The following is an 18,035-nucleotide window of genomic DNA, read 5'->3' on the forward strand; positions in this document are numbered from 1 at the left end:
CCGCCAAGAGGTTGTACTGGGGAGTGATCGATGCACATGAAATCGAATCTGAAAGTGAAGCAGCTTGCGCGCAAATTCGGCATAGAAGCGAAAGAAATAAAAAAAGTGTATTACAGCGTATACCGGATCGTCACGCCAGACGGCAAAACGTATTGTTTGAAACGGATGCGGTACGCTCCGTCGCAGCTCAAATGGATCGACCGGACGCTTGCGAAACTGAGACAACACGGCTTTTCCCGCATCGCATGGCGCGACCGGAACCGGTCCGGAGGCAAACCGCTATATATAAGACGGTCTCCCAACGGCGTGCCGTTTCTGCTGATGCCCTGGATCAAGGGAGTATGGCCTTCCCCGAAATCGATCGGGGACATGAAGGAATCGGGCAAAATATTGGCCGAATTTCATCTCGCCGGCAAAGAAATCGCCATTACAGGCAGCGGCTCGCGGAATATGATCGGGAAATGGCCGGCCTTGTTCCGCCAGCGCCACAATGTTCTGTTAAGAAAAGTGCGGATCGCCAAAACGAACGGACACGGCACCGCCCTGGATCCGCTGCTGCGGAAACATGGGGCGGCTTTGATTAAGCGGTCGCGGGATGCGATAAGGTTGATGAAGAACAGCGGTTATCGGAGAGCGTGCCGGAACGCGCGGGAGCAAGGCTCTCTCTGCCATGGCGACGGCGGTCCCACCAACATTATTCTTACGGGAGGCGAATCGTACCTGATCGATTTCGAGACGCTGCGCCACGATTTGCGCGCCTACGACCTGTTCCGCGTCGTTTACAATTCCGCAAAAGATCACGGTTTTCGCTATCCCATTGTGAAGGCGATATTGGACGGTTATCAATCGGTGTCGAAACTGAATCGGGACGATATCGATTTGTTGAAAGTATGGCTCGCCCATCCGCATCGGGTTAGCAGAATATTGGGAAAATACGATAAATTGCCGTATGCCAAGAAGTTGAAAAAGCTGCGGGAATTACGGCTTGTTCTTTCACAGGAGCGAACCATTCTGAACCTGTTGCCGAAGCTGGACGATTATCTCGGAAAGGAAAGTTCCGGATGAATATATGGGTGCTCACGAACGAATATGAAAATAAAACGATCGGCGGGCTAGGAACCGTTGCCACCCATTTATCCAAAGCATTGGCGCAAAAAGAGGGAATTCATGTGACCGTATTGGCCAACAAAACAAAAAAGAAAGTCGTTGCGAGAAAAGGCGCGCCGCGCGTCGTCCGGTTTCCGCTTACACTCCAATATTTCGATGCGGCGGGCAATTTCAAGCCTGCGCCTATCGCCAAATGGCTGAGGACGAACGGGTATAACCTGCCCGATCTCATCCATACCCACAGTTTGCAATGTGTCGATATGGCGCTGTATTTCAAGCGCAAATACGGCATTCCGTTCGTGTATACTTGTCATTCGTTGGCTTTGCGGCGCAATATATTCGGTAAAAATAGAGTATCTCCACGGCAAGTCGACTTGTTTCGCTTTGCCGATGTCGTCACGGTGCCGAGCGCATGGCAAAAGCGGCAAATACATGCGCATTGTCCATATGTGAAGCATATTCAAGTGATTAGGAACGGCGTTCCGTTCAGGGAATCGACGACAGGCTCGGGGAGCAAAAAGAAAGGCCGGCTGCTGTTTGTGGGGAGATTGACGGCAACCAAAGGGATTAACGAATTGCTGCAAGCGGTCGGCTTATTGAAAAAATCGAAGCCGAAGGTGAAGCTCGATATTGTCGGCAGAGGTTCGGCAACCTTTACGAAGAAATTGAAACAAACGGCACTTCGCTCGAAAATCAACCAAAACGTACGTTGGATCGGGAAGCTGAAGCATGAAAAAGTTCAGCGCTTGTATTCTTCCTATCAGGCGGTCATCGTGCCGAGCCGTAAAGAGTCGTTCGGACTGGTGGCATTGGAGGCGATGGCAAGCGGCGTTCCGCTCGTAGCGACCCGCAACGGCGGGCTGAGCAGCTTCGTCAACCGCGGCAACGCGACGATCATTGCAAGCGCGACGCCCCGTTCTATCGCCGCGGGCATCCGCAAAATGTGGAAATATCCCGATGAAACGGCGGTCAAGGCCGAAAATGCCAAAAAAACGGCGAAGCAATACAGTTGGACCAATATAAGCGACAGGTACGCCGAATTGTTCTATCGGGTGACCGGACGATAGAAGGGACTTGATTTGGCCGCTAAAGTCGTCTTATAATGGCTATAACAATGAGAAACGGAGGTTTTTATCGGTCCGATGGTGTAATCATGCGAATTTCGTCTGCCAATTTGATGTTTCAGTCAATTGGGGCTCTGCCTGCGGTGGAGCGAACGGAATCCGTATGTCCTTTTTCGAAGACTGATCGTCCTGAACCGTTTTCTGTTGCCGGAACGAACGGTTGTCTTTGATATAAGCGCATATTTTGTTCGCATACTCAGCCGCAGGCATGGTCCTGCGGTTTTTTTGCATGACAACAAAATTGCGGGAGTGATTTGCATGATGATATGCAAAGTAATGAATGTTGCGAAAGAATGGAACGGGAAGACCGTCTTTGAGCATGTAAATATAGAGATCAAAGCGGGGGAGCATGTCGCATTGTTCGGCAAAAACGGGGTCGGCAAAACGACGCTGCTGCAAACGATCGCAGGGGCGCTGCAACCGGATAGAGGAACGATTCAACGCTTTGTGCCAAGTTCCGAATGGGGGTGCCTGGATCAGCATATTGCCGTCGTCGACGAGCGCATGACGGCCATCGAGTTCGTCCAAGCCGGATCGCCGGAACACGTAAAGGCGAAGAACGAATTGGAGAAGATTCAACACCGGTTGAACGGAAACGTGGCGCAAGGCCAAGCGGAAATCTCGCTATTGCTCGAACGATACGAAGCCGCGTTCGATACGTATCAAAACTTGAACGGTTACGACTGGGAAACGAAGGTGGAACGGTATCTTCACACGTTGAAGCTCGATCCCGCGGTGTGGAATACGCCATTTTCCCGGTTGAGCGGCGGCCAAAAGACGAAGGCGCAAATCGCCCGCATCGCAATCGCCGAACCGAAATTTCTGGTGCTGGACGAGCCGACGAACCATCTGGATCGTGAGACGCTCGCATGGTTGGAGGAGTGGGTTCGTTCCCATCCCGGCGCGATCTTATTCGTGTCCCACGACCGTTACTTTCTGGATCGAACGGCGCACGCGATCTACGAATTGACGCCTCAAGGCAGCAAACGATATACGGGAGGTTACTCGGATTACAAGCGGCAAAAAGATGTGGAGCTGCGAACGCAAGAAGCGTTGTACAAAAAGCAGGAACAGATGAGGCAAGAGCTGCTTGAATGCATACGCCGGTACCAGCAATGGTTCGATAAAGCGCATAAAGCTGCGGGCCAGAACGATTTCTACCGTTCCAAGGCGAAAAAGAACGTATCCCGCTTTAAAGCGAAAGAAACGGCGCTCGCCAAGTTGGAGGAGCAGAGCGTTCAAATGCCGCGCAAGGCGGATCAACTGAAAGTGCAGCTGGGCGGAGGGGAATTCGAGGCGCAGACGCTGCTGCGCGTGGAACAAGTGACATTCGGTTACGACGGCCATCCGATCTTCGAGGAATTGAACCTTTCCGTCAACCGTGGCGACCGGATCGCCGTCATCGGTCCGAACGGAGCAGGCAAATCGACGCTGCTCAAGCTAATGACCGGCCAATTGCGAGGCGGCAGCGGAGTCGTCGCTCATCATCCGCAGCTGAAAATCGGCTACTTTTCGCAAGAAATAGAAAATTTGGATCGGGGGGACAGTATACTGGACAGTTTGCTGCGGCTGCCGAATATGACGCAAACGTTCGCGCGCACGATATTGGGCTGCTTTCTGTTTTCGCGGGACGACGTATTCAAGCGGATTGAAGATCTCAGCATGGGTGAGCAATGCAGAGTCGCGTTCTTAAAACTTTATTTCAGCGACGCCAATTTACTGGTGCTCGACGAGCCGACCAATTATTTGGATATTGAGACGCGCGAGAAGATGGAACAAGCGTTCAGCGAATATCCCGGCGCGATCGTTGTCGTTTCGCATGACCGCTATTTGCTGGACAGGCTCGCGAATCGGATTGTAGCGTTGGAAGAGGGCGAAGTGGTGCAGTATCCGGGTACGTACAAGGAATATACGGCTCGGGGTGCGGCGGACAGAACGCCGGGGGCGATGGAGCGGGACAATGAACTGAGAATGTTGGAGCTCCGGCTTGCGCAAATCATGAGCTTCGATCCGGGAGAAGGCGCCGAGGATCGTTTCAAGTGGATGCAAGAGGCAAGATCGTTGAAGGAACGGATTGAAATGTTGAAAAATACGGCGTATAATGCTTAGAAATATCGATTGTAGTTAAGAGTATCGAACGGGCGGTGGTGATACGATGAATGGCCCTATTAAACCGATAAATTCGGAACAATTGACACTCTCGGGTCCGAAAAAAACGGATTGGACGGACGAGATGAAACAGTTGGAGGAGCGTTTGCGCGACATGAAAAGAACGGGCATGCATACTCCCGCACAACAGGGGGCTGCAGGTTCCGCGGATGCAAACGCGGCGAGCGGCAAGGCGCTTCGCGGCAACACGTTAATGGAAAGTCTCGCATACGTTCAATTTATGAATCAGCAGGAGAAACCGAAGAAGGAAGAAAGAAAACGAAGCAAGCCGTCGCGCCGTTACGACAATTCGCTCGGAAGCGATCTGATGCCGGACGGCGGTCGAAAGCATAAAGAATATCCCCAACCATGAGAAAAGAAGCCGGCAGCGGCTTCTTATCTCAATGACAACGCTAGCGTATCTCCTTCGTGCTTGGTGTGCAAAATCGCCTCACAGCCGACGATTTCAATGCTTATTAACGAATCGAGACATTTTTTTACCAATTTTTTGCCTTTGACGAATTTTCTCTCTAACGTTTCTTTAAGAGAGATCAACGTTTTTTTATCGATTGTTGTGTAAAATACCGGGATCAATTTGTTTTGAAATGTGATGTAAGTTTTCACCTTAGAGCACCTCCAATATTCCCTTTAAACATATAATACGGCCCAAAGATTAAAAGGATCTTAAAAAATACGAAAAAAAATCTAAAAATTTAATAGAATCGATAGAATTGTTGCAAAATGTTCAAATTTTTCAGCGATGTTTCATTCATTACATTTTGCCGATCAAGAGCGATAATATTCCGGCGGCAATGAGGGGGCCGACGGGAACGCCGCGCAAGAAAGCGACGCCGATGACGGTGCCGATCATTAATCCGGCAACGACGGTAGGCTGATTGCCCATCAGCGTAACCCCTCGCCCTCCCAAATAAGCGACAAGCACGCCGACGGCGATCGCCAGCAGCGATTTCCAATGCATAAACGATTGGAGCATCGTTTGCAGCGAAATTTTTTCGCTGGCGATGGGGGACATGACGCCGATCGTCAATATAACGATTCCGACAGTCAGTCCGTATTTTTCGATCCAGGGAAACATTTGATGCAAATGAGTTAAGCGAAGCAGCAGCAATACGACCATCGCAATGGAGAACGTGGCGTTGCTGCTCATTAAGCCTAAAGCGGCCAAAATCAATAACAGCAAGGATGGCATGTCAATGTTTTGCATGTCGGTAATCTCCTTTAAGAGGTTGTTCAAAAAGTCAACTTTTGATCACGCGACTTTTTGAACACGTATTTTAACACGTTCAGCGTATATGTTCATTAATATTGCGCGAAAATAAGGAATTATGAGGGTCCAAACATAAAAAACAACGCGCATCGATCCAAGGTCGACAGGCGTTGTGGATGCGCCGCCGTTTCCGCCGGCTATCGAAGATTAAGAGGGCATAGGTGTCGGAGTCGGCTCCGCATAGCCGGACTTGTACGTTTGATCGACATAGTCGCGAATTTCTTGCGCCGTCTTGCCTTCATGTTGCATTTGGGCAGAAGTGGCGGCAATTTCGACGCAAACGTTGCAGCGCGTTCCATGATCGTCCCAAACGACGCCGCCGTCTTCCCGGATTTCCTTAACGAAGCAATTCAAATTGTTCCGATGCCCGGCGCTTTGTCCGCAGCCGCAATAACACGGAATCCATTGCAGCAACTCTTCGTTCTCGGCGGCGTACCGGTATGCTTGTTGAACGACTTCGGGCTGCCCGTTCAGAAACTCGGGCGCCACGGCGACGGATGCCGTCGTCTCCTGCAAATCGCCGTTCGGCAAATGATGCACATTGCTCTCCTGTTTGGCCGAACATGCGGCCAGCAGAAGCACCGCGCTTGCCAAGCTTGCTATTGTGAGAAAGATCCGTTTCATCATAACCTCCTACAATGAATATTGAAGCCTTTTCTAGAATGGTGCAAAAGATAAGATCCCATTAATATTTAAGCATGTTCCGGCGCAAATTGGTAGTTTGTCCCTGAAAGTTCATCGGATGTTCAAATATGGAACGGCAAGGAACTTGCTCGCGATGTGACAAATGTCATAGCGCTCCTCGTCAGTAACGTATATAATATTACGACAAACTATAGTTAGGAGTTGTTCAACCATGGAATGCATCGTTCATTTCGAACTCGTGCGCAATGGGAAGCCAAGCTCGCTAAGAGGGCTGGTGGATGTCGACAAAGGAAGCAAACCGAGCGTCGCGCAGTTGGTGGATATGTTCAGAGCGATGGATTTGAATGTGAGCGTTGATAATGAGGATAAATATACATTTAAGCCTGTCTCGCCTTCCGAGCGGTATTCGATTCGCGTGACGAAATTCGATATGGGGCAAGAACCCGACGCGCCTCAAGATCCGCATCTCAGATCCATCATTTCCAACTTCATGCCGAAAGACCCGCAACTGTAACCGCTCGTAAATATCGATATCTTGAAAACCGAAATATCCGTTATAGGGTATTTTCGGTTTTTTTTGTGTGCGAAGGGAACCTTTCGCGGTTTGATTCGTCCAATGAGTGATGAGGTGAATAAAGTGGATTTTGACTTCTTAAAAACGATGACGTACGGAATGGACAAAAATGCGGTATTGCACGATTTAATGGTCGATTACGGCAATGATGTGTGGAACTATGCGTTTTTTCTAACGAAACAGGCCGACTTGAGCGACGACATTTCCCAGGATACGTTTCTGAAAGTATACGAAAAGATACATACGTACCGCGGGGGATCAAGCATAAAGACGTGGATTTTGAGTATCGTCCGGAACACGGTGCGCGATTATTGGCGCTCGGCCTGGAAGAAGAAAGTGACGTTAACGGAGAAGCTGCTCGGTTTCGGGAAGCATCCGTCCGCCGAAGCCGAAGTTCTGGCTGATACGGAAACGAAAGCGTTATGGGAAATCGTATTGAAGCTTCCGCTCAAGCTGCGCGAAGTGCTGCTTCTGTATGCGCATCATCAGCTATCGATCGCGGAAATCGCGGCGCTCTTGCAATTGTCGGAGGGAACGGTCAAATCGAGGCTGTTCCGGGCAAGGGCCAAAGTTTCAAAAATGATGGAGCAAGCGGAGCCGGGAACGATGGGAGGAATGTTGTTATGAATCGGATTGGTCCGGATTGGGAAAAGAAGCTTTCCACTTTGCCTCTGAATCATGGCGGGTTTTCTCAAAAATTAATGAAACAAATCGAGGAGCGTGCAGGAATGGAGCGAAAGAAAAAAACATGGCATAAGCCGTTCATGGTTGCGGGCATATCTGTGCTCTTGCTTTGCATCGCAATCGGTATATTCCAGAAAGAGAAGGTAACCGATTTTGTGACGGCGATGTTCTCATCTTCCGACAAGAAGGCGCTGCAGGAAATGGATCTTGAGAAGGAAATTTCGCTTAAAGTGATGTATTTTCATGAAAATTCGTTTATGAGCAATTTCGGCCGGGCGTTTATGATCAAGTTTCCGAATACGAACATCCGCGTTGTCTCTGCCCCCGCAGGCTTGTCCGGCCCGGATTTCATCGAATGGCTGGATCGCGAACAGCCGGATGTGCTCGCGCTAAGTCCGAACTTGTATCGCGAGTTGGCGCTGGATGGAAATCTATATAAGCTAGACGACGTCATCAAGCAGGAACAGTTTCCGCTCGAATCGTTCCATGAGAACGCCATCCGTCTGCTGCGGCAATTGGGGGACGGGAGCTTGTACGGATTGGCGCCGCAAGTTTATGCGAAAGGGTTGTTTTACAACAAAGATTTATTCGACCGGTACGGAATCGATTACCCGACGGATCGCATGACTTGGGATGAAGTGCTGCAGCTTGCCGCGCGGTTTCCCGCCGAGGGCGAAGGGGAGGACAAAGTGTACGGCTACAGCTACGGCTCGTACCCATCGCCTTTCGATCTGATCAGCGAGATCGGAAATACGCAAGGGCTGTCGATGACGAATCGCGAAGGAACGGCTGTCGTTATGGATAGCGAAGCGTGGACGGGCATTTGGCGCGCCGTAGTGAAAGGGATGCAGGCCGGGTATATATACGAAGCTCCTCCGCGGCCGAACGGAACGATTATGATGAATGATTACATGAAATCCAATCCGTTTCTATCGGGCCAAGCGGCCATGTCGAATAGTTCATTCAGCCTGATCAGCGACATGAAATTTGGCGCCCGGGAAGCCGGTCTGCCTTCGTTCCGCTGGGGAGTCGTTACGGAACCGGTCGATCCTCAAAATCGCAACCGCGCGACGACTTTCTCGTTCGATACGATCTATGCGGTGAATGCCAAGTCCGACCAGACCCGCGCCGCCTGGGAATTGGTGAAGTATATTAACAGCGAGGAAAACATGACGGGCAGATCCGCCAAAGATTCCGCCCGTGAACCGCTATTTGCGCGCAAAGACGCGATGAGAGAAGAGATGTTGGAATATTTGGACGCTTTCTTCTCGTTGGAACCCGATGTCGCCCGATTTACCGATGCGGAATCTGCGAAAACTTGGCATCGCACGTTATACGAGACGGCCGCCAAAGAAGCTCAAAGCGCCGCAAAAGGGGAAAAAACGGTGGAGGAAGCGATCGCGGCAGCAATAGAGCAAGGAAACAAGCTGCTGCTCGCCGACTCGGGATCCGGGAAAACGGAGGTGACTGCGCCATGAGAAGATATGGGGTAATCAGTTTGCTCGTTTTATTGGCTATTTCGATTTCAGTGGCCGGTTGCGGTTCGAAACAGCCGGCGCCGCAGGAGAAAAAGACGCTGAAAATCGCTTTCCAGAAAGAAGAATATTTCTACAATAGCTATGGCGATTATTTCGAAGCGAAATTTCCAAACGTAAAGATCGAGATCGTGCCGACGGAAGGCATATACGGCGCGGGCGTCGTGAACTCGAACGAAGCGCTGGCAAGCATTGTGCGCGAGCAGAAGCCCGACCTGTTGTTTCTGTCGGCCTTCCAATACCCGTATCTCGTGCAGCAGGAGATGCTCTACGATATGACGCCGCTTGCGGAGAGGGACTTGAAGGATGCCGTGCTTCATCCGCTGGCGATCGAGTGGCTCAGAACGAACGATCAAGGCAAGCTGTACGGACTCAATCCGGAATTCAACACGAAAGCATTATTTTACAATAAAAGTTTGTTCGACGAATACGGCGTTGAATACCCGCATGACGGTATGACTTGGGAAGAAGTCATTCGTACGGCGGAGCGGTTCTCCGCACGCAAAACGAATGACGATGTGTTCTTCGGTTATCATGAAATGTTCCTGCAGACGCCTTACGATTTGGTTCGCCGCATCGCATATACTCATCGTCTGTCGTATCTTAGCGCCGATCAGAAGCAAGTAACGATCGACACGGAATCGTGGCGGCAAATCTTTCAATTGGTGATCGACGCATTGAAACGCGGCGATTTCCAGCCGCAAATGGTCCAGGGCGATAAGAAAGGGGATGTTACGGTTTACGGTCCCGAGCATATTGCGCAGATGGATTTGTTTGCCGAAGGCAAAGCCGCTATGACGGTAGACGGCACTTCGTTAATCGGGAGGCTGAGCGGGAAAAAATTCGATTGGGGAGTCGTAACGGAACCGGTCGATCCGGCGAATCCGACGCGGGCGACCGATTACGACGTATACCCGGTGCTTGCCATCACGGAACAAGGCGAGAACAAGGATACGGCCTGGGAAGCGATCCGATATTTCATGAGCGAGGAATATGCGCGCGTGCATTCGAAAATCGGCCATACGCTTACCACCCGGATCGACGGCAGAGTGCAGGACGACCCGAATTTGGATCCATTCTACAAATTGCAAACGGGCGATTTCGAAGTGCAAGCTTTCCAAAGTGTAACGTTCCCGTTCGATGATCTATTGAACGAGCAAATTGCGGAAGTCGTCCAAGGCAAGAAGTCCGTCGAAGCGGCGCTGGAATATTTGCAATCGGAAGGGCAAAAGCGTCTGGACGAAGCGTGGATCGAGAAAGAAGCCGCCAAATGACCCGCTCGCCCGCGTCGGGTTGTCCGGAAATATGTTATAATTTTCCCACATACCATGTATGTGGGTTTTATTATATCCATGAGATACGGTTAGGAGTGTTCTATCGTGAAACGAAAACCGCAAGTGCTCGTCATCAGCAAATTGGAGCCGCCTGTCTATCAATCGATAGCCGAAGTTTGCGACATCGTGTCGTTGCGGCGGGCCGCTCCCGATTTTGGGCAACAATTGGCGGCATGCCTGCCGCAAATCGAAGGCATCATCGGCTCGGGCTTTCCGGTTGACGCCGCCTTGCTGCGCGAAGCGCCCAATCTTCGCGTTGTCAGCAATATTAGCGTAGGATATGAAAATTTGAATATTGTAGATATGACCGCGCATGGCGTTATGGCTACCAATACTCCCGATGTGCTCACGGAGACTACGGCGGATCTAATATTCGGTCTCATGCTTGCCGCCGCGCGCAGAATACCGGAGCTGGACCGGTATGTGAAGGAAGGCAACTGGAACAAATCGATCGGCAAGGAACGGTTCGGACTGGACGTTTACGGGAAAACGCTCGGAATCATCGGAATGGGGCGGATCGGCGCGGCCGTCGCCAGAAGGGCGAAACTCGGATTTCGCATGCCGGTGCTCTATTATAACCGTTCGCGCAACGAAGCGGTCGAGGCGGAAATCGGCGCAGTTTATACTTCGATGCCCGAATTGCTCGGTCAATCGGACTTTGTTTGCCTTATGGCGCCTTACTCGCCGGAAGCGGGAGTCTTGATCGGCGAGAAGGAATTTGATCTGATGAAAAAAACGGCGGTATTCGTCAACGGTTCCCGAGGGAAAAACGTGGACGAGCATGCGCTCGTTCGCGCATTGGAAAGCGGGCGCATCGCTGCGGCCGGCCTGGACGTCTACGAAAAAGAGCCGCTCGGGCCTCCGCATCCGCTGCTCGAGATGGATCATGCCGTTACACTGCCCCATATCGGTTCGGCTACCTACGACACACGATTGGAAATGCAAAAATTGGCTGCCCAAAACTTGCTCTGCGGCATTCAAGGGACGAAGCCGCCGAGTTTAATCAATGAAGATGTTTGGCTAAAACGCGCGCAAATGGGCAATTTATAATTGATTACGATTACGGGAGGAATGACAACGTTGCAAACTCAGCAGTCCGGGCAAAATCAGCCCCAAATGACGCCCAATCGAAACCAATTGTCGGAGAAGGAATTGCTTTATTTGAAAGACTTCTTATCTTGGGAGCTGCTCGCGATGAAAAAATGCAATGACAATGCAAATCGCTGCACCGATCCGCAAATGAAGACGCTCATGATGCAAGCCGGCCAGAAGCATCAGCAGCATTACGACACGCTGCTCGCGCATTTACAATAAGAAGACAAAGGAGAGACTCAAATGGCGACGCAAATTGCAATGCCCCAATCCGGCCAACTTCCGCAAGTAAAAGGCCCGGAAATGAATGACCGCGATTTGATCAACGATTTGTTGGCACAGGAAAAATATTTATGTTCGGGCTATAGCGTAGGGTTGAATGAAATGCAGAATCCGAAGCTGCATGAAGCGGTGCAAGGAATATTGAACGATACGCATACATGTCAATTCCAGTTGTTCGACATGATGTTTCAAAAAGGCTGGTACAAAATGAAAGCCGCCGATCAACAGGAAATTGCCCAGGCGCATAAGCAGTTCACCGATTATAAAACCCAATTTCCGACGTTTACGCCATAACGGACAAACCGCGCAGGCAGCCGCGATCGATGCGGCAAGCTTGCGCGGTTTTATATTGCCGGATTCGTTTAACCGGCAAAGCCGGGATCGATAAAAGGCGTCAACTGTCCGTCGTATACGATCCGCAATTCGTGAAGCGCGCGGGTGCAGCCGACGTACAGCAATTTGGCGTCGATGGCCCCGTCCCGGTAACGATGCGCGTCGGCGTCCATCACGATGACGGCATCGAACTCCAGACCTTTGGACAAATAGACGGGCAGGACGGATACGCCCCCGCGGTATTCGCTCTCGCTCCCGTCGATTAGATGTGCGTCTTGCCCCATCGTCTGCAGGAGGGCGTAAAGCTCCTTCGCTTCCTGCAGCGTCCTCGTCAGCAGCGCTGCCGTATTGTATTGTTCCCGGCGAAATTGTTCGAGCGCATCCCTGATCAGTTCCGGCCTCCGTTCGGCGCCGGCGCGAATGAGCTGCACTTGCCGCCCGCTCCGGAATACCGGAACGGCGAGCAGGTCGGTTCCGACTCCGCGCGATAATATCGTATTGGCAAATTCGATAATCTCCATCGTCGAGCGATAGCTTCGGGTCAAGGAGAAGTAGGCGGTCTCGCTTTCTTGAAACAGGGACTGCATCTCGCTCCAATGATGGATGCCCTGATAGGCATGAATGCCTTGCGACAAATCTCCTAATATCGTAAAGGAGTGATTGCGCACGAAACGATCCAATACGGCGATTTGAAAAGGAGAGAAGTCTTGAGCCTCGTCGATGACGATATGATCGAATTGCGCATCGCCGGAAATGCCGTGTAACTCGACATGAATATATAACAGCGCCGCCAAATCTTCCGTCTGAATCCGTTTATTCCGCAGCGCTTTGCCGGTCTCTTCCCAAACGGCCGCGGGAATGAGCCCCGACCTTTCCTCCGGCCAATCGCCGCTCCGTTTATGATCCGTAAAAATGGCCTTATAAAAAGAAAAAGCGTCGAGCTCGGGCCATTTTTTCGCATATGCCTTGATGCGCTGCGCCGACTTTTTCTTCTTTTCCTTCAGCTCCGCTTTCGATTGTTCGTTTTTGAGCTCCATTTCCGTCCAACGCGCGATTCTCGCCATGACGCGTTCTTTGCGTTTGGCGAGCGCGTAATGCTTATACTCCGTATGGAACCATTCCCGGATCGTCGCATAGGGCAATACGGCTCCGTCCCAAGGGGAATAGTCGGCCTCCGGAACGGCGCGCTCCTCGGCGCAGGCCAAGCATCGATCGATCAACGTACGGAAACGAATCGAGCCTTTGTAGCGGCCGGATACCGAATCGTTCAATTCGGGACGGCGGTCCGGAGATCCGAACCAATAGGCATGCCGTTCCGCCGGATCCGCGAGCGACGCGTCCGGTTCGAGCAATTCCATCGCCCAATCCGCAAACGTCCGCTGTTGAATATTGCCGACGCCCAGTTCGGGCAGTACGTCGGAAATATAGTCGAGGAACATATCGTTCGGTGCGAAAATGATCATTTTCTCCGCCCGAACCTGTTCCTGGTATTGATACAACAAGTAGGCGAGCCGATGCAGCGCGACCGTCGTCTTGCCGCTTCCCGCCACCCCTTGAATCATTAAAGCCGTATTCTTGGCGGCGCGAATGATCGAATCCTGTTCCGCTTGAATGGTAGAGACGATATCCCGCAGCCGGTTATCCTTATTTTCGCCCAACCGGTACAACAGAAATTCGTCCGATACGGCGGGTTGATCGCTTTCCCGGTTATAGGTGTCTACAACCCGCTGCAAGACCCGTTCGCGAATGACCAGGTTTCGCTTTAAAGAGACGAGCCCTTCGATGATGCCTTCCGGTGCCTGATAGGCGGCGGGACCGTCGCCTCCCGTAAACGAGTAGAACAGGCTGGCGATCGGCGCGCGCCAATCGATGACGAGCGGGTTGCCGCTCTCGTCCTCCTCTTCGTTCCCGCTCCGGTTGACGCCGATTTTGCCGATATAGAGCGGTGCGGTCCGATTCTGGTCCGAAGCCTGGAAATCGATGCGGCCGAAATAAGGCTCGTTGTACGCTTTGGCAAGCCGGTTCCGCCGCATTTCCCGGTTCTCTTCCAGCATTTGTTCCGTAAAATCGGGTCCGGCATAAACGGGGATATTCCGCAATCGTTGCAATTGGCGGTCGATTTCTTGCTTCGTTTCTTCAAGTCGATGCAACTCTTCTTGATAGGCACTTTGAAACGTGTCGTTCACTTTCAGTTACCTCCTAAGAATTTTTCCTCTTTGTCTGAAAAGAGTAAATAATATATCATATCTGCCAATGAAAAGCAATGAATTCCGATAGAGACGCATAATTTTTCAAAAAAATGGGACGATATGGTGGAAGGAAGGTGGAGCTATGTGCAGAAGATTTTCGTTGACGGCCGATTTGGAGGAAATCCAACAATATTTTCAAATCGATAAAGTGATGGTTCATTATAAAAACAGGTATAATATCGCTCCGACGCAGGAAGTGTCCGTTGTGTTGTCAGAACGGGGAGAACGCTGTTTGGATTCGTATCGTTGGGGCTTCTTCCCTTTTTGGGGCCGGGATGCGATCAACGCCGACTTTCGCTCGGTCGAGGAAAATCCGGCCTACCGCAAGATGGTGGACCGGCAGCGCTGCGTCATTCCTTGCAGCGGGATGTATTACTGGAAGGAAGTGGGCAGGAAACGTTATCCGGTACGGGTCGTTATGCGCAGCGGCAACGTATTCGGCATTGCAGGATTTTACGAAGTATGGAGAGATACGCGCAAAGAGGAATTTCGCACATTCACGATTTTGACGACGGATCCGAACCCGCTCATTCGGGAATTCGACCGGAGAATGCCGGTCATCTTGGAACGGGACGCCATGGAGGAATGGCTCGACACCGGAATCACGGACAAACGGCATTTGCATTCTTTGATGAAATCGTACGACGTTTCTCAAATGCTTGCTTATCCGGTCTCGCCGATCGTCAGCAACGAATGGCAGGATAATTCCGAATGCGTGGAGAAGATGGACGTTAACCTGGCTTGGGTGAAAGAGTGAAGAGACGGATCGGAGGGATGCGGATGTGCAGATCCCTCCTTTATATGCAAGGGAGATTATCGGTTTGGCGAGCGCAATTGTTGCGGCTTGGCAGCCGGTAATCTCTTTTTTTGCGTCTGCCGGCGAATCTTCGGGAGGCTCGCCATTACGCGAAACCATCCGGAACGATCCAGACGATCGATCTCATGACGCTCGAACTCGGCGTTTTTTTCTATAAAGTAAGGATGTTGCAGCATGACGTTTCTCACCACCATTTTTTCATTTCCTTTTTGTTACATTCAATGTATCATGATAAAAGTGGCATAAAAATGGTATAGTTAGTTTATATATTTCCCCTTTTAGGTGGTGAGGCCAATGCAATTATTGATTCAATATCATCAATTATACGTCAACCTGTCTTCCGACAGCGTGAAAGAAGAAATTCCGGTTACGCTGGAACAATTGGCGAACGTGCTTTATTGTTCTTTGCGCAACGTACGTTTCATATTGAAGAAAATGGAGCATGCCGGTTGGATTTGCTGGACGGCGGGAAGAGGCAGAGGAAACCGTTCGCAGCTTACGCTGCTGGTGTCGGCAGACGAGTTGATCGTTCGGGAAATGAAATCGCTGCTAGCGCGCGGCAATATTAAAGCGGCAATGGAATTGATTCGGCTGCCGGATGTCGGCGAAGCGGCCAAAGCGTATTTTGCCGGTTGGATGACGGATCATTTCGGATACGAAGAACTGCATGAGGACGGCAAGAAGCTCGATATTTTGCGTTTTCCCGTTCCCCGCAAAATCACAACCCTCAATCCGGTAGAGGTGCAATATGCGATCGATCAGTCGTTAGTCAATCATATTTTCGATACGCTCGTCCGCTATGATCCACAGAAACGCACGGTACTGCCGCATATTGCTTATCATTGGGAGGTCAATGAGGAACGAACCTTGTGGACGTTATATTTGCGCAAAGGGATTCGGTTTCATTCCGGGAAAGAGCTGCAGGCAAGAGACGTGGCTTATTCCTTGTCCCGCAGCAAACATAGATTTGATTTGCCGAGCAGTTGGCTGTTCAACCTCATATGCGAGCTGCGAATCTTCGATCCGTATGCGCTGCAAATCCAATTACGCTCGCCCAATTATTTGTTTTTGCGATTTCTGGCTTCATCGGAAATGGCAATCGTACCGGAAGCGGAGCGCGGCGGCGAAGAGGCGGGAACATGGAAACCGATCGGGACCGGCCCGTACCGGGTGAAGCATTACGATGAATACAACTGCGTTCTGGAGGCGTTTCCGGATTATTTCCTCGGCCGCTCCCAATTGGATCGGATCGACATTTGGGCCGTCCCGGAGGAAATCTCGATCTCGGAACAGACAAAGAAGGAAATGCATCTGCTCGTTAGCCATGGCAACCGCAACATTATTCCGCCTTCCGCGGATTGGAAGGCCGAATCGCGGCTGGAAACCGGCTGCAATCTATTGACTTTCAATATGAAAAAGCCGGGGCCGCATCAGCATCCTTGCTTCCGCCAAGCGGTTCATCATGCCATCGACCGGGATGGAATGGCGGCCTATATCGGCGGCGAACGTCCCGCTTTTCCGGCCCAAGGGTTTCTGGCACAGGCCGAGGAGGGGGGAGAAGATCCCGCATTCGATAGGGAGCTCGCGAAAGTGCTGCTGCGCAGCGCCGATTATAAGGGAGAAACGCTGCAGTTGCATTTGACGGCTTGGCATGAGCCGTCGGGACGTTGGCTGCAGCGGCAGTGCGCCGAAGCGGGCATTCAAATCGAAATCGTCGTGCTGCCGGTAGCGGAAATGTTCCGCTCCGACCGGTTGCGGGAGGCCGATCTTTCGTTGTTCGGCATCGTCGCCTGGGAAGATATCGACCTTTCGTTTTTGGATATGTATCAGTCTCCTTCTTCGATTAGAGCTCACTTGTCCGAGCCTTTAATGCGGAAGTTGGACCGCCTCGCCGACAAAATATTGCAAGAACCGGAACATAGCGGACGCGTTCGCAACATTCAAAGAATCGAATCGCTGATCCGGGATAGCCATGAAGTGCTGTTCCTATTGCATCGCACGCAGCAAATCATGTTCAATCCGATGATGCGCGGCGTAAGATTAAACCCGAACGGCTGGATCGATTTCACCAAAGTTTGGTTTCAACCGGGCATGAAGGAACCGTGGATCTATTATTCGGAAGAATCGCAATGATCATCGTTATCGGCTCTATCATAAGGGGGCTTAGCCTATGCTTATAGATATAGATTTCAAATCTGTCTTTACGGAACAAAATATTTTCATGTGGCTGGAGCAATACCGGTCCTACGGTCCGCTCCCGGGCATTCTGCTGACGTTTCTGAAATCGTTCGTGCCGCCGTTGCCGACGATCGTGCTGGTGGGGGCCAATGCCGCCGCTTATGGCCTTTGGCTCGGATTTCTCTATTCTTGGATCGGCATCGTCGCCGGCTGTCTTGCATCTTTTCTCATCATTCGGAAAATTGCGGGCCATCGCTTCATCGAACGCTGGTCCCGGAAGCCGAAAGTGCAAAAAAGTATGGTCTGGATTCGCCGCAATGCGTTCAGCTACGTGTTTGTGCTTAGCATTTTCCCGGTCGGTCCGTTTGTGCTTGTCAATGCCGCCGCGGCCGTGGCGAAGATGTCGGCGCGATCGTTTCTCGTCGCCATTGTGTTCGGGAAAGCGATTATGGTATTTACCGTCTCGCTGATCGGACACGACATTTCGCAATTTATCCGCTATCCGGAAAAAATCGTTTACGTGCTGCTCTTTTTGTTCGTTTCCTGGTTTTTGTGCAAAAAGATAGAGAGCCGGTTGACGCGGCAAGAACTAGAGACTCGATCGGAAGCGCAAGGATAGAACGAGTATCATTCTATTTTGAGCAA

The 18,035-nt window shown here is 51.2% G+C and carries 19 protein-coding genes; 14 read left to right on the forward strand and 5 right to left on the reverse strand.

All coding sequences use genetic code 11. From position 1 onward, the window contains the following. Positions 1-36 precede the first annotated feature (36 nt). The 4 genes from LQ229_RS20465 (at position 37) to LQ229_RS20480 (ending at position 4,752) form a co-directional block, all read left to right on the forward strand. A complete protein-coding gene (locus LQ229_RS20465) occupies positions 37-1,065 on the forward strand; it encodes a phosphotransferase (protein ID WP_230192737.1) in 1,029 nt (342 codons plus the stop codon). Continuing rightward, positions 1,062-2,174, forward strand: coding sequence for a glycosyltransferase family 4 protein (locus tag LQ229_RS20470; protein WP_230192738.1), 1,113 nt, complete (start codon positions 1,062-1,064; stop codon positions 2,172-2,174). The genes LQ229_RS20465 and LQ229_RS20470 overlap by 4 nt, the downstream gene beginning before the upstream one ends. Positions 2,175-2,489: 315 nt before the next feature. Next, positions 2,490-4,340: a ribosomal protection-like ABC-F family protein gene (gene abc-f / locus LQ229_RS20475; RefSeq protein ID WP_230192739.1), complete on the forward strand. Its 1,851-nt coding sequence runs from the start codon at positions 2,490-2,492 to the stop codon at positions 4,338-4,340. Positions 4,341-4,386: 46 nt separating this feature from the next. Beyond that, positions 4,387-4,752 carry a hypothetical protein gene (locus LQ229_RS20480; RefSeq protein WP_230192740.1) on the forward strand — a complete coding sequence of 122 codons (366 nt, stop codon included), beginning with the start codon at positions 4,387-4,389 and terminating at the stop codon, positions 4,750-4,752. Between the two features lie 23 nt (positions 4,753-4,775). Here the strand turns inward: LQ229_RS20480 and LQ229_RS20485 are convergent, their stop codons facing one another. From LQ229_RS20485 to LQ229_RS20495, 3 genes are all read right to left on the reverse strand, one after another. Then, complete coding sequence (locus LQ229_RS20485) at positions 4,776-5,003, reverse strand: 3-dehydroquinate dehydratase (RefSeq protein WP_216538089.1); 228 nt, start codon at positions 5,001-5,003, stop codon at positions 4,776-4,778. A 148-nt stretch (positions 5,004-5,151) separates the two neighbouring features. Beyond that, a complete protein-coding gene (locus LQ229_RS20490; RefSeq protein ID WP_216538090.1) occupies positions 5,152-5,604 on the reverse strand; it encodes a DUF441 domain-containing protein in 453 nt (150 codons plus the stop codon). A 210-nt stretch (positions 5,605-5,814) separates the two neighbouring features. Continuing rightward, entirely contained in the window at positions 5,815-6,294 is a 480-nt protein-coding gene (locus LQ229_RS20495) for a PCYCGC domain-containing protein (protein ID WP_230192741.1), read from the reverse strand. Positions 6,295-6,523: 229 nt separating this feature from the next. On the opposite strand from LQ229_RS20495, the gene LQ229_RS20500 reads away from it, so the two are divergent. From LQ229_RS20500 to LQ229_RS20530, 7 genes are all read left to right on the forward strand, one after another. Next, positions 6,524-6,826 (forward strand): hypothetical protein, encoded by a 303-nt coding sequence (locus tag LQ229_RS20500; RefSeq protein WP_230192742.1) that lies wholly within the window; start codon positions 6,524-6,526, stop codon positions 6,824-6,826. 102 nt (positions 6,827-6,928) lie between these two features. Then, on the forward strand, positions 6,929-7,513 hold the full coding sequence (locus LQ229_RS20505) for a sigma-70 family RNA polymerase sigma factor (RefSeq protein WP_230192743.1): 585 nt from the start codon (positions 6,929-6,931) through the stop codon (positions 7,511-7,513). Next, positions 7,510-9,048: an extracellular solute-binding protein gene (locus tag LQ229_RS20510; RefSeq protein WP_230192744.1), complete on the forward strand. Its 1,539-nt coding sequence runs from the start codon at positions 7,510-7,512 to the stop codon at positions 9,046-9,048. Before LQ229_RS20505 ends, LQ229_RS20510 begins: the two co-directional genes overlap by 4 nt. After that, positions 9,045-10,379 carry an extracellular solute-binding protein gene (locus LQ229_RS20515; RefSeq protein WP_230192745.1) on the forward strand — a complete coding sequence of 445 codons (1,335 nt, stop codon included), beginning with the start codon at positions 9,045-9,047 and terminating at the stop codon, positions 10,377-10,379. The genes LQ229_RS20510 and LQ229_RS20515 overlap by 4 nt, the downstream gene beginning before the upstream one ends. Positions 10,380-10,484: 105 nt before the next feature. After that, positions 10,485-11,489 carry a D-glycerate dehydrogenase gene (locus tag LQ229_RS20520; protein ID WP_230192746.1) on the forward strand — a complete coding sequence of 335 codons (1,005 nt, stop codon included), beginning with the start codon at positions 10,485-10,487 and terminating at the stop codon, positions 11,487-11,489. A 21-nt stretch (positions 11,490-11,510) separates the two neighbouring features. Next, positions 11,511-11,753, forward strand: a complete 243-nt coding sequence (locus LQ229_RS20525) for a hypothetical protein (protein WP_230192747.1) — start codon at positions 11,511-11,513, stop codon at positions 11,751-11,753. 21 nt (positions 11,754-11,774) lie between these two features. Next, on the forward strand, positions 11,775-12,107 hold the full coding sequence (locus LQ229_RS20530; RefSeq protein WP_216538095.1) for a spore coat protein: 333 nt from the start codon (positions 11,775-11,777) through the stop codon (positions 12,105-12,107). 68 nt (positions 12,108-12,175) lie between these two features. Here the strand turns inward: LQ229_RS20530 and LQ229_RS20535 are convergent, their stop codons facing one another. Beyond that, entirely contained in the window at positions 12,176-14,332 is a 2,157-nt protein-coding gene (locus LQ229_RS20535; protein WP_216538096.1) for a UvrD-helicase domain-containing protein, read from the reverse strand. Between the two features lie 145 nt (positions 14,333-14,477). Between LQ229_RS20535 and LQ229_RS20540 the strand changes: the two genes are divergently transcribed. Further along, positions 14,478-15,152 (forward strand): SOS response-associated peptidase, encoded by a 675-nt coding sequence (locus tag LQ229_RS20540; protein ID WP_230192748.1) that lies wholly within the window; start codon positions 14,478-14,480, stop codon positions 15,150-15,152. A gap of 56 nt (positions 15,153-15,208) precedes the next feature. Here LQ229_RS20540 and LQ229_RS20545 read toward each other — a convergent pair whose 3' ends face one another. Next, positions 15,209-15,406 carry a hypothetical protein gene (locus tag LQ229_RS20545; RefSeq protein ID WP_216538098.1) on the reverse strand — a complete coding sequence of 66 codons (198 nt, stop codon included), beginning with the start codon at positions 15,404-15,406 and terminating at the stop codon, positions 15,209-15,211. Positions 15,407-15,506: 100 nt separating this feature from the next. Between LQ229_RS20545 and LQ229_RS20550 the strand changes: the two genes are divergently transcribed. Beyond that, entirely contained in the window at positions 15,507-17,345 is a 1,839-nt protein-coding gene (locus tag LQ229_RS20550) for an ABC transporter substrate-binding protein (protein WP_216538099.1), read from the forward strand. Positions 17,346-17,382: 37 nt separating this feature from the next. Beyond that, a complete protein-coding gene (locus tag LQ229_RS20555; protein ID WP_216538100.1) occupies positions 17,383-18,009 on the forward strand; it encodes a TVP38/TMEM64 family protein in 627 nt (208 codons plus the stop codon). The last annotated feature ends 26 nt before the right edge of the window (positions 18,010-18,035 follow it).

The sequence above is a fragment of the Paenibacillus sp. CECT 9249 genome, from assembly GCF_918697855.1.
Classification (GTDB): Bacteria; Bacillota; Bacilli; order Paenibacillales; family Paenibacillaceae; genus MSJ-34.

Excerpts from the sequence above, each read along its gene's own strand:
- LQ229_RS20540 (WP_230192748.1), top strand. The coding sequence starts at position 14,478 with ATGTGCAGAAGATTTTCGTTGACGGCCGATTTGGAGGAAATCCAACAA.
- LQ229_RS20550 (WP_216538099.1), top strand. The coding sequence starts at position 15,507 with ATGCAATTATTGATTCAATATCATCAATTATACGTCAACCTGTCTTCC.
- LQ229_RS20480 (WP_230192740.1), top strand. The coding sequence starts at position 4,387 with ATGAATGGCCCTATTAAACCGATAAATTCGGAACAATTGACACTCTCG.
- LQ229_RS20465 (WP_230192737.1), top strand. The coding sequence starts at position 37 with ATGAAATCGAATCTGAAAGTGAAGCAGCTTGCGCGCAAATTCGGCATA.
- LQ229_RS20555 (WP_216538100.1), top strand. The coding sequence starts at position 17,383 with ATGCTTATAGATATAGATTTCAAATCTGTCTTTACGGAACAAAATATT.
- LQ229_RS20515 (WP_230192745.1), top strand. The coding sequence starts at position 9,045 with ATGAGAAGATATGGGGTAATCAGTTTGCTCGTTTTATTGGCTATTTCG.
- LQ229_RS20530 (WP_216538095.1), top strand. The coding sequence starts at position 11,775 with ATGGCGACGCAAATTGCAATGCCCCAATCCGGCCAACTTCCGCAAGTA.
- LQ229_RS20510 (WP_230192744.1), top strand. The coding sequence starts at position 7,510 with ATGAATCGGATTGGTCCGGATTGGGAAAAGAAGCTTTCCACTTTGCCT.
- LQ229_RS20525 (WP_230192747.1), top strand. The coding sequence starts at position 11,511 with ATGACAACGTTGCAAACTCAGCAGTCCGGGCAAAATCAGCCCCAAATG.
- LQ229_RS20495 (WP_230192741.1), bottom strand. The coding sequence starts at position 6,294 with ATGATGAAACGGATCTTTCTCACAATAGCAAGCTTGGCAAGCGCGGTG.
- LQ229_RS20490 (WP_216538090.1), bottom strand. The coding sequence starts at position 5,604 with ATGCAAAACATTGACATGCCATCCTTGCTGTTATTGATTTTGGCCGCT.
- abc-f (WP_230192739.1), top strand. The coding sequence starts at position 2,490 with ATGATGATATGCAAAGTAATGAATGTTGCGAAAGAATGGAACGGGAAG.
- LQ229_RS20545 (WP_216538098.1), bottom strand. The coding sequence starts at position 15,406 with ATGGTGGTGAGAAACGTCATGCTGCAACATCCTTACTTTATAGAAAAA.
- LQ229_RS20500 (WP_230192742.1), top strand. The coding sequence starts at position 6,524 with ATGGAATGCATCGTTCATTTCGAACTCGTGCGCAATGGGAAGCCAAGC.
- LQ229_RS20470 (WP_230192738.1), top strand. The coding sequence starts at position 1,062 with ATGAATATATGGGTGCTCACGAACGAATATGAAAATAAAACGATCGGC.
- LQ229_RS20505 (WP_230192743.1), top strand. The coding sequence starts at position 6,929 with ATGAGTGATGAGGTGAATAAAGTGGATTTTGACTTCTTAAAAACGATG.